The sequence below is a fragment of the Streptomyces sp. NPDC002602 genome, from assembly GCF_042889445.1.
Lineage (GTDB): Bacteria > Actinomycetota > Actinomycetes > Streptomycetales > Streptomycetaceae > Streptomyces.
The window spans coordinates 380,880-395,823 of record NZ_JBIAQX010000005.1; the positions used below are offsets into that span (position 1 = coordinate 380,880).

Here is a 14,944-nt window from a genome sequence, read left to right on the forward strand (position 1 = left end):
GTATCCCGGTGGTGTGAATTACCCCTATACCTACGGGGAGTTGACGATTACTCACCGGAGTCAATCGTCACTCTCCGCATGGATTGGGTGGAATTGACGCCCCTTCGGGAGTCGTGGCGATTCATACGGGGAGTCCTGTCGTGACAGGGGCCACACGACGCACACTGCGCTAACTTGGAGTGATCGGCCGGTAACACGTTCGGGGGGCTCGGTTGAGTGGGAACACGGGTGAGGACGGGCGTGTCATCGCCGGCCGGTACCGACTGCTGGGTCCCCTGGGGCGCGGCGGCATGGGCATCGTCTGGCGGGCGCGCGACGAGGTGCTGGGGCGCGAGGTCGCCGTCAAGGAGGTGCGGGCTCCCGCCGGACTGGACACGGCCGAGGTGGAACGGTTGTACCGGCGCCTGGAGCGCGAGGCCTGGGCGGCGGCCCGGGTCTCCCACCGCGGGGTCGTCACCGTGTACGACGTGGCGAGCGAGGGCGGCCGCCCCTGGATCGTGATGGAGCTGATCCGCGGGCTGTCCCTGGCGGAGGTGCTGGAGGGCGAGGGGCCCATGGCCCCGCAGCGGGCTGCGCACATCGGCGAGCAGGTACTGGCCGCGCTGCGCTCCGCGCACGAGTCGGGGGTCCTGCACCGGGACGTCAAGCCCGCCAACGTGCTGATCGCCAATGACGGGCGGGTGGTGCTGGGCGACTTCGGCATCGCGAGCCTGGAGGGTTCCTCGGCCATCACCATGACCGGCGAGGTGGTGGGTTCTCCCGAGTTCCTGGCCCCGGAGCGGGCGCTGGGGCGCGAGCCGGGTCCCGCGTCGGACCTGTGGTCGCTCGGCGTGCTGCTGTACACGGCCGTCGAGGGGACCTCGCCCTTCCGGCGAGACACCCCGTTGTCCACGCTTCAGGCGGTGGTGGACGAGGAGTTGACCCCGGCGCGCCGGGCCGGGTCGCTGGAGCCCGTGCTGGAGGGGCTGCTGCGGAAGGACCCCGCCGAGCGGCTGTCCGCGGCGGAGGCGTCCCGGATGCTGCGGATCATCGGCGCGGGCGGCACGGCACGGGTCTCCGGCGGACCGGTGTCGGGGCCGACGTCGGTGGCGACGGCCGCGCACGGGCACGATCGGGACGCGGGCTCCCGGGCCGCGACGCCGCCGATGCCCCTGTCGGTGCCGCCGGGGCCGGGCACGGCGCCGACCGTGGTGTCCTCATCGGGACCGACGCCGCCGCAGGGGCGGGCCGGGACGGTGCTGACGGTGGGCATCGTGGTGCTGCTCCTGGCTCTGGTCCTGCTGGGTTGGTTGTTGTGGAAGGACGACGGGGACACGGTCGGGGCGCCCGCGGGCGGGACCGACGGGTCGGGTTCCGCGGCCACGCGGTCGACGCCGTCACCGTCCGCCCCGGCCTCTCCCTCCCCTTCGGCTTCCGCGTCGGCGTCGGCATCGGCGAGCGCCGGCGCGCCCGCGCGGAAGGTCACCGTGTACGTCCACACCCTGCGCGGTCGCTACGCGGGGAGTTGCCCGCCGGCTCCGGTCGACGCGCCCGCTTTCACCGGCACCGTGGAGGTGGCGCGCGTTCCCGCCGAGTTGGAGTACCGCTGGGTGACCCGGGGCGGGTCGGCGGACGGGGCGGAGCCCCGCTGGCAGGGCCTCACGTACGAGGCGAACGGTGCCACGACCCGGCAGGTGGACCACGTCGAGCCGGGCCACCGCGCCGGTGCGACCCTCGACGACGCGGTCCGGTTGGAGGTGCGGGGCCCCGCGCGGGTGACCTCGCCGTGGCTGGAGTTCTCCGTGACCTGCGAGAAGGAGACCCCGACGGGCGGGGCCTCCTCCCCCGGCCCTTCCGGTTCACCGGGCTCCCCGGACCCGACGCCGACGCCGGCGCCGAGCCCGGGGGTCACGCTCTGAACAGGGCCCGGGTCAGGCCTTGGAGGCGAAGGACGGCAGGTAGCCGCCCGACTGGCCGGACGCGGTCGGGTGGTAGGACTCCCCGATGTTGGTCCAGTTGACGCTGTGCAGCCACGGGCTGCCGGAGCAGATCTCGTGGCCCGTGAAGGCGCCGGCGACCGAGGCGTAGGTGAAGCCGTGGTCGGCGGCGCGCTTGGCGACGGCGGCGTTCAGGTAGTCGGCCGCGCCGTTGATGGCGGCGCGTTCGCCCTCGGTCAGGCCGGTGACGCAGGATCCGTTCAGCTTGTAGAAGCGGGGATAGCCGAGGACGACCACGTGGGCGCCCGGGGATCGGCCGGAGACGGCGTCGTAGACCTGATCGAGCTTGCCCGGCAGGGTGGAGTCGACGTAGGCCTTGGCCTGGTTGACGCGGTTGACGCAGGTGGATTCCGACTGGAGCACACAGGTCGTCATGACGTCGGAGAAGCCGGCGTCGTTGCCACCGATGGTGATGCTGACGAGGTCGGTGCCGGAGTTCAGCGGGGCGAGTTGGTTGGCGAGGACATCACCCGTTCGGGCACCGGAGCAGGCGACGAAGGAGAAGGTCTGCGGGGAGTGGGCGGCGGCCCAGAGGGCGGGATAGGCACGGTTGGTGCGCTTGCAGTTGCCGCTCGAACCGTCGTAGTTGCCGGCGCCGACGCCGGACGAGTACGAGTCGCCGAGCGCGACGTAGCCGAAGTCGGCCCGGGCGGAGGCGGCCGCCTGGCCGGCGCCGAACAGGGCGGCGCCCGCGGCGAGTAACAGGGAGGAGGTGAGGGCGGCGAAGCGCGACATTCTCATGCTCATGTGTGCGGCTCCTTGTGGGGGTTACTCCTGAGTCCGTGGTACAAGCAGCCGCGCACTTCTGGAAGTGGCCATGCCAAGAATGTTCGGGGCAGGCTTGCGCCGGAATCTTCACTCCCCATGCGTTTGAAGAGGGAACTTGGGCACCCGTTCCGGCGAAACACGGGTGCACGGGGCCAGATCGTGCCGGATCATGGGCGCCATGCCAGCCAACCCGCACGAGGCCCTGCCGATCAGGCTCAACGTAGACGACAGCGACTCGCCGTCCGACGTCGTCGACGCCCTGTTCCTCGGCCGGTTCGCCTCCGGCGAGCAGCCTTTCTCCCAGAGCGTTTCCATCGAACGAGTGAAGGCCGAAGCGACCCTCCTGCCGGCCGGGGCGAGGGTGCTGCGCTCGGCGCGCGACACCGACCGCAGCGCCATCCTCGCGGAGGGCGAGGGGTGGACCCTGCTCGTGTCCCGTTGGAGCCGCGGCGCGGACGTGACGGTGACGGCCGTCAGCGACGAACTCGCCACCAGAGTGCTCGGGGAGGCCACGGACGGGGCGCAGGACGAGCCCGAACCCCAGCCGGAGAACGTCACGATGGGGTTCTGGTACGTCTCCCCGCGCCGCGGGCCGTACCGCACGACCCGGCAGATCGCCGCCGGCACCTGGCCCGAGGTGCGCGCCAACTACACGGCACCGGTGGCCGGGGCGATGGACCGGTTGATGAAGGTCACCCCCGACGACATCGCGGGCCGACTGCTGTTGCTGCACGGGCCGCCGGGTACCGGGAAGACCTCGGCGCTGCGGACGCTGGCGCGGTCGTGGCGGGACTGGTGCCAGGTCGACTGCGTCCTGGACCCGGAGCGGCTGTTCAACGACGTGGGCTACCTGATGGACATCGCGATCGGCGAGGACGAGGGCACGGCGAAGGGTCGTTGGCGGCTGCTGTTGCTGGAGGACTGCGACGAGCTGATCCGCGGCGAGGCCCGGCACCAGGCCGGACAGGCGTTGTCCCGGCTGCTGAACCTGACGGACGGTCTGCTGGGCCAGGGCCGCAACGTCCTGGTCGGCGTCACGACCAACGAGGACCTGGAGCGGCTCCACCCGGCGGTGGTACGGCCGGGCCGTTGCCTGGCCCGCATCGAGGTCGGCCGGCTGACGCACCGCGAGGCCGTGGACTGGCTCGGCACGGACGAGGGGGTCTCCCGCGAGGGCGCCACCCTGGCCGAACTGTTCGCCCTCCGGCGGGGCGCCGGGCCGGCCGCGCTGCTGCCCCCGCAGGGGCACGGGACCGAGGCGGGGCTGTACCTGTAGCCCGACCCGCGTCGGGGCGGTGCCGCTCCGGTAACGGCGGGCCGGGAACAATGGCCCCGTAGTCGCAACCCCGCCGGTCGATCGAGCCCGCCGCGGGGAGGACCCACCGAACAGGAGAACGCCCCGTGCCCGAGCCGGCGCAGGAGAATCCGTATCCCGACAGCCTCACGCCGGGCGAGGGCCCCGAACCGCACCCTCAGCTCGCGCCGGTACTGGCCCTGCTGGGGCGCTGGCACGGCCGGGGGCGGGGCGAGTACCCGACCCTGGAGCAGGGATTCCGGTACGAGCAGGAGATCACTTTCAGCCATGACGGCAGGCCCTTCCTGCGGTACGAGTCGCGGGCCTGGCTGATCGACGAGTCCGGTACGCCCCTGCGCCCCTCGGGCCGGGAGAGCGGCTGGTGGCGGATCATGCCGGACGCCTCGTTGGAGGTCACGCTGGCCCACCCGACCGGGATCGTGGAGACGTACGTGGGCCGCGTGTCCGGTACGGAGATCGAGATCGAGACCGATCACGTGGAGCGGACCCCGCGGGCGAAGGAGGTGACCGGGATGAGGCGCCGGTACTCCTTCGCCGAAGGGGAGTTGACGATCACGCAGGAGATGGCGGCGATGGGGCAGCCCATGCGGCACCACCTCCGGGCGGAACTGGGACGCCACAAGGCCTGAGGCCGGGGCCTACTTGCCGTACCGGGCCCGCAGGGCGTCCAGGGCGGCGGCCGTGGCCTCGTCGAAGGTCAGCCCCAGCCGGTGGGCCCGCTCCGCGTACGCCTGCGCGGCGGTGGCCGATTCCCGGGAGGCCGAGTCGTCCGCGGCCGCGACGAGGGTTCCGCCCCGGCCCCGGGTCTCGACGACACCGTCCGCCTCCAGTGCCCGGTAGGCCTTCGCGACGGTGTTCGCCGCCAACCCCAGTTCCTCCGCGAGGGCCCGGACCGTGGGCAGTCGGAACCCCACGGGCAGCCGCCCCGCCCGGGCTCCTTCCGAGATCTGCGCGCGCAGTTGCTCGTAGGGAGCGGCGGCGCCGGCCGAGCCGTCGATCTTGATCTTCAGGTGCGTGGAAGTCGGGGTCACGCGGCCGATTGTCTCCCATCGCCCGCGTAATTCGCAGGCGTCCCCGCTCTGATCGTCCTAGCGTCGGCGCCATGACCCTCACCATCCGTGACCTGCGCCCGGGCGACCCCCGCGATGCCGAGGCCGTCGCCGCGGTGCGCCGCGCCACGCTCCCGTTCATGATCGCCAGCAGGGCCGGGGTGGCCCACGAACTCGCCTCCTCCCACCCCGCCGGGCACTACCGGCTGCTCCTCGCGGAGACCGGGGACGGCCGGGTCGTCGGCACTGCCCAGGTCGGCATTGCGCACGACAGCGCCGAGCCGGGCGCGTCCTTCGTCAACACGCACGTCCATCCCGACCACCGGGGGCTCGGGGCCGGGACCGCCCTGCTGCGCGCGGCCGAGGAGCACCTGCTCGCGCGGGGCGCGGTGGACACGTACGCCTGGGTCATGGACGAGCCCGGCCACCGGGCCTTCGCCGAGCGGCACGGCTACCGTCCCGGCCGCTCCGCCCACTTCCTGCGGCTGGACCTCACCACCGCCGTCCTTCCCCCGTACCCGGCCGAGCTGCCGCCGGGGGTGGAGCTGCGCCCCGGTTCCGCCTTCGTCGACGATCCGCGGCCGCTGTACGAGGTCGACGCGGCGGTGAGCCGGGACGAGCCGGGCGACCTGCCGGTGGAACTGGACGACTACGAGGACTGGCTGAGCGGTGTCTGGCACGATCCCACGCTCGACAAGGAGCTGACCGCGGTCGTCCTCGTCGGCGGCGAGCCGGCCGCGTTCACCGCCGCCCGGACCGACGGCACCGGGCGGTACGCCTCGGGGATGACCGGGACCCTGGCGGCCCACCGGGGCCGCGGCCTGGCCAGGCTCGCCAAGATCGATTCCCTGCGCCGGGCCGTCGCGGCCGGCTGCACGGAGGCCTTCACGGGCAACGACGCCGGCAACGGCCCGATGCTCGCGATCAACTCCTGGTTCGGATACGAGATCCGCGCCACCGAGACCCGGTTCACCAAACGTCTGGAGCCCACAGCGCGATGAGCGAGCGAGTCGACGTCACCCTCACCAAGGCGGGCCGCACCAAGATCCGCTATCCGGCCGGGCTCCTCGCCGACACCGGCGACCGGATCTCCGTGCGCGCTCCCTGGGCGGCCGCGACCGTGCGCGACTTCGGGTTCGTGCGCTTCGAGCCGGGCGACGTGTTCACCGAGCACTTCTGGCGCGGCCGCTGGTACGCGGTCAAGGAGGTCCGGACGGGCGACGGCGTCCTGAAGGGCTGGTACTGCGACATCACCCGCCCGGCCGTGGTCAGGGACGGCGAGGTCCTGGTCGAGGACCTGGACCTGGACCTGTGGGTCTCGGCGGACGGGGCCCTCGTCCTGCGCCTGGACGAGGAGGAGTTCGAGGCGAGCGGACTCGCCACGACCGACCCGGAGGCCGCCGGCGAGGCGGTCCGCGCGCTCGACGCCCTGGAGCGCCAGGCCCGCACACCGGCCGGTCTGGCCGCGCTCCTCGACTGAGCCGACGCGGTCCCGGGGCTGAGCCGGGGCGCTGTGGGCGCCTTCCCGGGGCGGTGCGGAAGCGTTCCTGAGGTGGTGCTTGTCCCTGCCTTAAGTGCGCCCTAAGGATCCGCGATCGACGGTGGATCCGGGCCGGACGGGGGTTTCGGGGGGCTAGCTTGGCCGAGCCAGGGAGGGCCCGAGGCGGCGCCGGAACCCGTGAGGGACGGCGTCCGGCCCGGCCGACTCGCACCGGCCCGCCCCTGACGTGTTCAGCCCGTTCCGCCGCCTTGCCCAGAGGAGTTCCATCCATGCGCCACGCACGCCGTACCGCCGCCCGAATCGCCGCCGTCGGCCTGGCCCCGCTCGCGGTGGCCGCGTACGCCACCGTGCCCGCGGCCGCCCACGGTTCGATGACGGACCCGGTCAGCCGGGTGGCGGCGTGCTACGCGGAGGGCCCGGAGTCCCCGAAGTCGGCCGCCTGCAAGGCGGCGGTGGCGGCGAGCGGGGCGCAGGCGTTCTACGACTGGAACGCGGTGAACATCGCCAACGCGGCCGGGAAGAGCAAGTCCCTCATTCCGGACGGGCAGTTGTGCTCGGCGGGCAACGCCAAGTACAAGGGCCTGGACCTGCCCCGCGCCGACTGGCCGGCCGGTTCGATGACCGCGGGCGCGCACACCTTCCGCTACAAGGGCACCGCCCCGCACAAGGGGTCCTTCGAGCTGTACGTGACGAAGGACGGCTACGACCCGACGAAGCCGCTCAAGTGGTCCGACCTGGAGTCGAAGCCGTTCGTGAAGGTCACCGACCCGGGCATGCGCAACGGTGACTACGTCTTCTCCGGCACCGTCCCGAAGAAGACGGGCCGCCACCTCGTCTACAGCGTGTGGCAGCGCTCGGACAGCCCGGAGGCCTTCTACAGCTGCTCGGACGTGGTCTTCGGCAAGGACAACGGCGCGGGTGCCGGCACCGGCGGCGGCGCGCAGCCCACCGGCAAGCCGAGCACCGGTACGGGCACGGGCACGGGCACCGGTACCGGTACCGGTCCGAGCGCGAAGCCGGGCACCGGTGGGGGCGGCAAGCCGTCGAAGGCGCCCGGCAAGCCGGGCGCCAAGCCCGGTACGGGCGTGCCCGGCACCGACGAGGACTGCCCCCTGGCCAAGGCACCCACGGACCGGCAGATCGCCGCCGGCGCGGTCAAGTCCTCCGTGGAGCACCACGGTCACGGTGACGACGACCCGAAGACCAACGCCGGGAACGCCGCCGCTCCGCTCCTCGCCTCGGAGGCGCCCGTGACCCCGAAGGGCGGCAACCTCGCGGAGACGGGTGGCAACAGCGCCACTCCGGCGATCGCGATGGCCGGGGCCGGCGCCCTGGCCGTCGGCGCGGCCGCGCTGTTCGTGGCGGCCCGCCGCCGGAGCGCCGCGGGCCGCCACGGCCGCTAAGCCGTCTCCCGCGGATCCCGCCGGGTCTGGTCCGGCCGGACGGACCGCCCGCGCCCCGTCACTGGAAGACCGAGGCGCAGGTGGTCCGTTCGGCGTGTGCCGGGTCGAGGGCGTTGAGGGCCTCGTGCCAGGCGATGCGGTCGGTCAGGCCGATGGTCACATGCTCGGAGAGGTCCAGGGCGCAGAGGTCCTGGAGTACGACGTTGCGTACGTTCGGCCCGTCGAGGAAGCCGCTGCGGTAGGGGGTGACCACCTCGTCGTAGCGGGTCGCGATCACGGTGTACTTCACGCCCGGGACGGTGTCCCCGCCCTCGTTGAGGCGGGTGATGAAGGCCGAGCCGGCGATCTGGTCGGCCAGGCCGGGGGTCGCGGAGCTGATCAGGTCCTCGGCGCCGGGGAAGTACGGGAGCAGTCGCGTCAGCCCGCTCAGGGTGGTGCCGTGGTTGTCGGGGGCGAGTCCGACGAGGGCGTTGACCTTGGCGGCGCCGCCCAGGAACTTCAGGTAGTGGCGCGGCATCATGCCGCCCTGTGAGTGGCCGACGATGTCGGTCTTGGCGGCTCCGGTGGCGGCGAGCACCTTGTCGACGAACACGTCGAGTTGGGCGGCGGACTCCTCGATGGGTCCGAGGCCGTGGAAGAAGGGGACGCCGGGGAGCTGCCCGTAGTCGAGGGAGTAGACGCAGTAGCCGCGGTTCACGAGGTACGGGGCGAAGCCGAGCCAGTTGTCGACGGAGTTCCCGAGGGTGCCGTGGACGAGGACGACGGGGCGGGGGTGTGCGGCCGTCGGCCGACAGGACCAGTTGTTCCAGCCGCTGCGGGGCGCCGACGCGGCCTGTGCGGCGGGGATGGTGGGGGCGACGAGCGCGGCGGTGGTGAGGGCGAGGACGGCCAGCGGGCGGAGCAGTCGTCTCCAGGGCAGCATCGTGTGATCTCCTTGCGGGTCAAGGGGAAAGGGCGTGGGGGTTCGTCCCGTGATCCGGATCACAAGGGGGGGCTGCTGCCGTTAAATTACGGGCGAGTAGCAAGACTTGGAAGTTACGCGTCGGTAAAAACTCGCGTGTCGAGGCTCCCGCCGGCCGCGCACCAGAAGAATGAGCCGCATGCACAGGGTCCCCGGCGCCGGAACCGCACTGGCCACCCCGCCCGACCTGGCGGTCGAACCGTTGGTCGCGGCCGTCACCGAGACCGCGGTGCGCGTGTTGCGCCCGTGCGTGGAGGAGACCGCCGAGGCTGGGGTGCCGCGTTCGCACCTCGACGCGCTCGCGGCGTGTGGCGCGTACGGGCTGATCGCATACGAACCGGATCCCGCGAGCGGGGTCGCCGCGCGGCGGGTGACGCGGGAGGTGCACGAGCTGCTGGCCGCCGCCGATCCGTCGACGTGGTTCGTGTGGACGCAGCACCACGCCCTGGCCAAGGGGCTGTTGCGCGGTGGTGACGCCGCGCTCGGGGAGGCCTGGTTGCCGGCCCTGGCGCGCGGCGACCGGCGGGCCACGGCCGGTTTCGCCTTCCTGCGCCATCCGCGACCGCCCGTCACCGCGGAGCGGGAGTCGGGCGGGTGGCGGTTGTCGGGGCGGGTGCCGTGGATGACGGGCTGGGGGCTGGCCGACGTGGTGTACCTGGGCGCCCTCACGCCGTCGGACGAGGTGCTGTTCGCGCCGGTGGACTGCGCCCCGGGAGCCGGGCTGGCGTCGGCGCCGTCGGCTCCGCTGTGGGCGATGCGGGGGACGCGCACGGCGGCCGTCGAGGTCCGGGGCGTCTTCGTGCCGGACGCCGAGGTGGTGGTCCGGGAGCCGCGGGCCGACTGGGTGCGGGCGTACGACCTGGAGAACGCCGACGCCCAGCCCGCCGTCTTCGGGCAGTTGCGCGCCACCGCGGACTTCCTGCTCGACTCCGAGGGCCACGAGGACCTCGGGCTGCGGATCGCGGACCGGGCGGCCCGGCTGCGCGCCGAGGCGTACGCGCTGCGGGACGAACTCCCGCCCGGGGAACGGCCCGCGGACCGGCTGCGGCTGCGGGCCGAGAGCCTGGACCTGGCCGTACGGGCCGCCTCGGCCTGTGTGGCGGTGGCCGGCGGGCGCGCGATCCAGTACGGCAACACGGCGGGTCGGCTCTCGCGGGAGGCACAGTTCCACCTGGTCCAGGCCCAGACCGGCGGGCTCAAGCGCGAGGTGGCCCGGCTGATGGTGGACGGGCCCTGATCCACCGGCTCGGGCCCGGGGCCCGTCGGGTCACGAGGCCCTGCCGAGGCCGGCGGGATCCCGGACCGCGCCCGCCCCGAAGGTGGCCGCCGGGCGGACCGTGCCCGCGCCGAAGCGGGCGTTGGCCCGGTCGACGGCCGCCTCCACCGTCAGCCGGGATTCCCGTACCGGGTCCAGGGAGATCTGCCGGGCCACGCGCTCGGCGCCGGTCAGGTCCTCGGCCCGCAGCACCATCCCGGTCAGTCGGGCCCGTTGCAGGCCCGCCGCGTCCATCAGCCGGTACGCCGCGGTGCGCAGGTCCTCGTCGTGCGCGGAGGGTTCCGCGAGCCGCCGGGTCTTCTCCCAGCGGGTGCCGCCCGCGAAGCGCAGGGTCAGGGACAGGGAGCGGGCCGCCTGGCGGCGCCCGCGCAGGAGCGCGCCGAGCCGGACGACGAGCGCGAGCAGGGTGGCCCGGGCGTGCGGGCCGTCCAGTTCCTCGCGGGTGAACCCGCTCCTGACGGCGGCCGAGGAGGGCAGGTCCCTGGGGGTCACCGGGCGCGGGTCGATGCCCCGGGCGCGCTCGGCGACCAGCCGGCCGGTCCGCTTGCCCAGGATCCGTTCGACGACGCCGGGCGGTACCCGGGTGAGGGCTTCCACGGTGTGCAGTCCGTACCCGCGCAGCGCCTCGGCCTGTCGGGAGCCGAGCCCGTACAGCGCCTCCACCGGCAGCGGCCCGAGGAAGCCGGCCACCGCGTCCGGGTCGTCGGGGACGGCCAGGATCCCGCCGGGGCCCGGGATCCTGGCGGAGGCCATGGCCGCGAGGGCCCAGGTCGCGGCGATCCCGATCCGTACGTCCGTGCCCAGCCGGGCCACCGCGCGCAGTCGGACCACCTCGGCGATCCCGGCGGCCTCGATGCCGAAGTACCGCTGGGCTCCCCGCGCCTGGACCAGGGCGGCGCGGGGCGGCAGGGCCTGGACGAGCGGGGAGAACTCCCGCAGCAGTTCCAGGACCTCCCGGTAGCCCTCGCCGGTGAGGGTGGGGGCGCACCGTACGTGCAGGATCGCGCTCATCCCGCGCTCCCCGGGCTGGAGTGCCACAGCTTGCGGCCGGTCGCGGCGCCCTCGCCGGGCGGTCGGAGGTCGGCCCACGGGTTCATCTCGTAGCCGTTCGCCAGGTGGATGCGACGGTCGGCCGGTTCGCCGTCCGACTCGGGGGCGCGCTCGCGGGCCGGTTCGGACAGTCGGGCGGTGACCGCCTCCAGGCCGTTCTCCCCGCGCAGTTCGACCAGTTCGGACAGGTTCCAGGCGGCCGCTCCGACGATGCTCAGGCTCTGGGGGCCGCGGCGCTGCACGACGCCTCGCACCAGCAGCAGGAAGGAGTGGAAGACGGTGTGGGCGCAGGCCTCGTGGCTGTCGTCGAAGAAGGCCAGGTCGACCAGGCCGGTGCCGTCGTCGAGGGTGGTGAAGATGACCCGCTTCCCGGATCGGATCGGCGGGGTCTGGGTGGCCGCCTTGGCGCCGGCGACGAGCACCGTCCGCCCGTGTTCGACGTCGCGGAGCCGGGCGGCCGGGACCACGCCGAGTTCGGTCAGGAAGGCCTGGTGGTCGCCCATGAGGTGGCGGGAGGCGTCCATGCCGAGGACGCCGAGCTCGGCGCTGAGGCGTTCGCCGTCGGTCAGGTCGGGCAGGCCGACGGATGCGGTGGACCGGCCTCCTTCCAGGGGCAGTTGGGTGTTCGCGCGAGCGCCGGCGGCTCGCTGCGCCCCGTGCAGTTCGGTCAAGTGCAGCAGCAGGTCACGGCGGTTCGCGCCGAAGGCGTCCAACGCGCCGACCTGGGCGAGTCGTTCGGCGACGGGGCGGCCCGGGTGGGCGCGGTCCCAGAAGTCGCGCAGGGAGGCGTAGGGCTGTCCGGCCTCGATCCGGGCCGCCTCGGCCTCGCCGATGCCGTGGACGTCGGCCAGGGCCAGCCGGAGCCCCCACACTTCCTCGGACACCAGTTCGATACGGTGGGCGACCGCCGACCGGTTCACGTCCAACGGCAGCACCGGCACGCCCCGCCGGCGGGCGTCGGCCAGCAGCAACCGCTTCGGGTACATCCCCGGGTCGTGGGTGAGCAGCCCGGCGTAGAAGGCCGCCGGGTGGTGGGCCTTGAGCCAGGCCGACTGGTAGGTGGGCACGGCGAAGGCCACCGCGTGCGCCTTGCAGAACCCGTACGAGCCGAAGGCCTCCACGATCTCCCAGGTCCGGGCGATCACCTCGGCCGAGTAGCCGCGCGCGCTCGCCGTCGCCGCGAACCAGACCTTGATCCGGCCCTGCGACAGCGGGTCGGACAGTCCGCGCCGCACCCGGTCCGCCTCGTCCCGACCGCAGTCGGTCATGACGTGCACGATCTCGATGATCTGCTCGTGGAAGACCACCACCCCGTACGTCTCGCGGAGCGCGTCCGCCAGGGCCGGGTGCGGGTATCGCGCCGGGGCGCGGCCGTGCCGGGCCTCGATGAAGGGCCGCACCATGTCGGCGGCCACCGGCCCCGGGCGGAAGAGGGAGATGTCGACGACCAGGTCCTGGAAGGTGGCCGGCTGGAGCCGTCCCACCAGGTCCCGCTGGCCCGGGGACTCGATCTGGAAGCAGCCCAGCGTCTCGGCCGAGCGGATCAGTTCGTACGTGGCCGGGTCGCCCGGCGGGACCTGCGCGGGGTCGTCCAGGTCGAGTTCCTCGCCGGTGGCGCGCCGGAGTTCGGCGACGGCGTGGGCCATCGCGGACTGCATCCGCACGCCGAGCACGTCCAGCTTGAGCAGCCCCAGTTCCTCCACGTCGTCCTTGTCGAACTGGGACATCGGGAAGCCCTCGCCGCCGCTCGGGACGACCGGGGTGCGGGAGAGCAGCGAGGCGTCGGACAGCAGCACCCCGCACGGGTGCATGGCGACCCCGCGCGGCAGTGCGTCCAGCGCCTCGACCAGCTCCCAGAGCCGCCCGTACGACTCCCCCCGCACGTCGCGCAGTTCGGGGAGTTCGGCGAGGGCCGTGCGGGCGTCGCGGGCCCGGATGTGCGGGAAGGCCTTGGCGAGCCGGTCTACGGCGGCCGGGTCCATGGACAGGGCGGCGCCGACGTCGCGGATGGCGTGCCGGACCCGGTAGGTCTCGGGCATGGACACGGTGGCGACGCGTTCGGCGCCGAACCGGTCGATGATCCGCCGGTAGACGTCCAGCCGGCGGGCGGACTCCACGTCGATGTCGATGTCGGGCAGGACGTGGCGGCGCTTGGACAGGAAGCGCTCCATCAGCAGGCCGTTCGCGACGGGGTCGGCGTGCGCGATGCCCAGGAGGTGGTTGACGAGGGACCCGGCGCCGGAGCCCCGGGCGGCCACCCGGATGCCCATGTCCCGTACATCGTCGACGACTTGCGCGACCGTCAGGAAGTACGAGGCGAAACCGTGGTAGGCGATGACGTCGAGTTCCCGGTGCATCCGGTCCCAGTACGCGTGGTCGTCCGCGTACCCGCGGAGCACCATGCCGGCGGAGGCCCGGGAGGCCAGCACCCGCTGGGCGGTACGGTGGCCGGCGCCGACGAGCCGGGCCTCGGGGAAGTGCACGGAGCCGATGCCCAGGTCGTCCTCGGGGTCCACGGCGCAGGCGTCGGCGGTGCGCCGGGTCTCGCCGAGCAGTCGGCGCGCGTCGGTGGGGCGCAGGCCGGCCGCCCGGGCGATCCGGTCGGCGACCTCGGCCATGGCGGCGGGGTCCTTGAGCCAGCGTTCGCCGCTGTCCAGGCGTTTGCGGGGGTCCACGGGGACCAGCCGGCGGGCCGCGTCGAGGACGTCGGCGACCGGGCCCTGGCCGGGGTCGGCGTAGCGGACGGCGTTGGTGACCACGGCCGGGACGCCCTGCTCGACGGCGAAGCCGACCGTGCGCGCGGCGAGGCGCAGCGAGCCGGGGCCCGTGTCGACGTCGGCGCCGGCGCGGCCGTGGTGGACGGCCTCCAGGCGCAGCGCGTCCCCGTACAGCTCCCGCCAGGGGGCGAGCAGCCGCGCGGCCCGGTCGGGGCGGCCCGCGGCCAGCGCCCGGCCGACCTCGGAGTCGGGGCCGAGCAGGACGAACACGCCGCTCAGCCCGAAGGAGCCGAGCGCCTCGCGCAGGGCGTCCCAGGTCACCAGCGGGACCTCGGGGGCGCCGGTGTGGGCGGCGGTGACCAGCCGGCAGAGTTCGGCCCAGCCGGCGGCGCCGTCCCGGGCGAGGAAGACGGCCCGGGCGGCGGACTCGTCGACGAAGGCGCCGCCCCTGACGGGGGTGCGTCGGCGGAAGGAGGCCTCGGCGTGGGAGGTCCCGCCCCCGCCGGACCCCGCGCCACCCGAGGACCCGGCGCCCGACGGCGAGGAGTCCGCGGCGGGGGCGACCGCGAGGTTCACTCCGAACAGGGGCCGGACCCCGGCCCCCGCGGCGGCCTTCGCGAAGCGCACCGCGCCCGCGAGGGTGTCGCGGTCGGTGAGGGCGAGGGCGTCCATGCCCCGCTCGGCGGCGCGTTCCGCGAGTCGTTCCGGGTGCGAGCCTCCGTAGCGTGCGGAGAACCCCGAAACGGTGTGCAGATGCGTAAAACCAGGCACCCGCGGCCTCCTGCTTCGCTCGATACTCGACCTCCCCTCTCCACCATAGAGCAATTCGAATACGCGTGCGAAACACTTGTTCGATCAACTGATGGAGGGCCTGCCCCCAGGCGGCCCGGACAAGCCCTCGGGACCGGCCCCCTCGTCATCCGTTCGG

12 protein-coding genes are annotated in these 14,944 nt (G+C 73.8%); 7 read left to right on the forward strand and 5 right to left on the reverse strand.

All coding sequences use genetic code 11. The features are described 5' to 3' along the window. The first annotated feature begins 212 nt into the window (after positions 1-212). Positions 213-1,898: a serine/threonine-protein kinase gene (locus ACFYW3_RS17930; RefSeq protein WP_389386718.1), complete on the forward strand. Its 1,686-nt coding sequence runs from the start codon at positions 213-215 to the stop codon at positions 1,896-1,898. A 12-nt stretch (positions 1,899-1,910) separates the two neighbouring features. Here the strand turns inward: ACFYW3_RS17930 and ACFYW3_RS17935 are convergent, their stop codons facing one another. Beyond that, the gene (locus ACFYW3_RS17935; RefSeq protein WP_351752050.1) at positions 1,911-2,717 is read right to left on the reverse strand and encodes an SGNH/GDSL hydrolase family protein; all 807 of its coding nucleotides are present in this window, start codon (positions 2,715-2,717) and stop codon (positions 1,911-1,913) included. 205 nt (positions 2,718-2,922) lie between these two features. Between ACFYW3_RS17935 and ACFYW3_RS17940 the strand changes: the two genes are divergently transcribed. Continuing rightward, entirely contained in the window at positions 2,923-4,020 is a 1,098-nt protein-coding gene (locus ACFYW3_RS17940) for a DUF5925 domain-containing protein (protein ID WP_389386719.1), read from the forward strand. Between the two features lie 125 nt (positions 4,021-4,145). Then, a complete protein-coding gene (locus tag ACFYW3_RS17945) occupies positions 4,146-4,688 on the forward strand; it encodes an FABP family protein (RefSeq protein WP_389386720.1) in 543 nt (180 codons plus the stop codon). A gap of 9 nt (positions 4,689-4,697) precedes the next feature. Here ACFYW3_RS17945 and ACFYW3_RS17950 read toward each other — a convergent pair whose 3' ends face one another. After that, positions 4,698-5,090 carry a GntR family transcriptional regulator gene (locus ACFYW3_RS17950; protein ID WP_351751913.1) on the reverse strand — a complete coding sequence of 131 codons (393 nt, stop codon included), beginning with the start codon at positions 5,088-5,090 and terminating at the stop codon, positions 4,698-4,700. Positions 5,091-5,161: 71 nt separating this feature from the next. Between ACFYW3_RS17950 and ACFYW3_RS17955 the strand changes: the two genes are divergently transcribed. The 3 genes from ACFYW3_RS17955 (at position 5,162) to ACFYW3_RS17965 (ending at position 8,012) form a co-directional block, all read left to right on the forward strand. Beyond that, positions 5,162-6,109 (forward strand): GNAT family N-acetyltransferase, encoded by a 948-nt coding sequence (locus tag ACFYW3_RS17955; RefSeq protein WP_389386721.1) that lies wholly within the window; start codon positions 5,162-5,164, stop codon positions 6,107-6,109. Beyond that, positions 6,106-6,588 carry a DUF402 domain-containing protein gene (locus ACFYW3_RS17960; protein ID WP_389386722.1) on the forward strand — a complete coding sequence of 161 codons (483 nt, stop codon included), beginning with the start codon at positions 6,106-6,108 and terminating at the stop codon, positions 6,586-6,588. Before ACFYW3_RS17955 ends, ACFYW3_RS17960 begins: the two co-directional genes overlap by 4 nt. A 290-nt stretch (positions 6,589-6,878) precedes the next feature. Continuing rightward, positions 6,879-8,012 (forward strand): lytic polysaccharide monooxygenase, encoded by a 1,134-nt coding sequence (locus ACFYW3_RS17965; protein WP_389386723.1) that lies wholly within the window; start codon positions 6,879-6,881, stop codon positions 8,010-8,012. 58 nt (positions 8,013-8,070) lie between these two features. Here ACFYW3_RS17965 and ACFYW3_RS17970 read toward each other — a convergent pair whose 3' ends face one another. Next, on the reverse strand, positions 8,071-8,934 hold the full coding sequence (locus tag ACFYW3_RS17970) for an alpha/beta fold hydrolase (protein ID WP_351752682.1): 864 nt from the start codon (positions 8,932-8,934) through the stop codon (positions 8,071-8,073). 178 nt (positions 8,935-9,112) lie between these two features. Here ACFYW3_RS17970 and ACFYW3_RS17975 point away from each other — a divergent pair, with 178 nt between their 5' ends. Next, a complete protein-coding gene (locus ACFYW3_RS17975; protein WP_389386724.1) occupies positions 9,113-10,210 on the forward strand; it encodes an acyl-CoA dehydrogenase family protein in 1,098 nt (365 codons plus the stop codon). Between the two features lie 30 nt (positions 10,211-10,240). On the opposite strand, the gene ACFYW3_RS17980 is transcribed toward ACFYW3_RS17975, so the two are convergent. Then, entirely contained in the window at positions 10,241-11,260 is a 1,020-nt protein-coding gene (locus ACFYW3_RS17980) for a hypothetical protein (RefSeq protein WP_389386725.1), read from the reverse strand. After that, positions 11,257-14,787, reverse strand: a complete 3,531-nt coding sequence (locus tag ACFYW3_RS17985) for a DNA polymerase III subunit alpha (RefSeq protein ID WP_389386726.1) — start codon at positions 14,785-14,787, stop codon at positions 11,257-11,259. The genes ACFYW3_RS17980 and ACFYW3_RS17985 overlap by 4 nt, the downstream gene beginning before the upstream one ends. Positions 14,788-14,944: the final 157 nt, after the last annotated feature.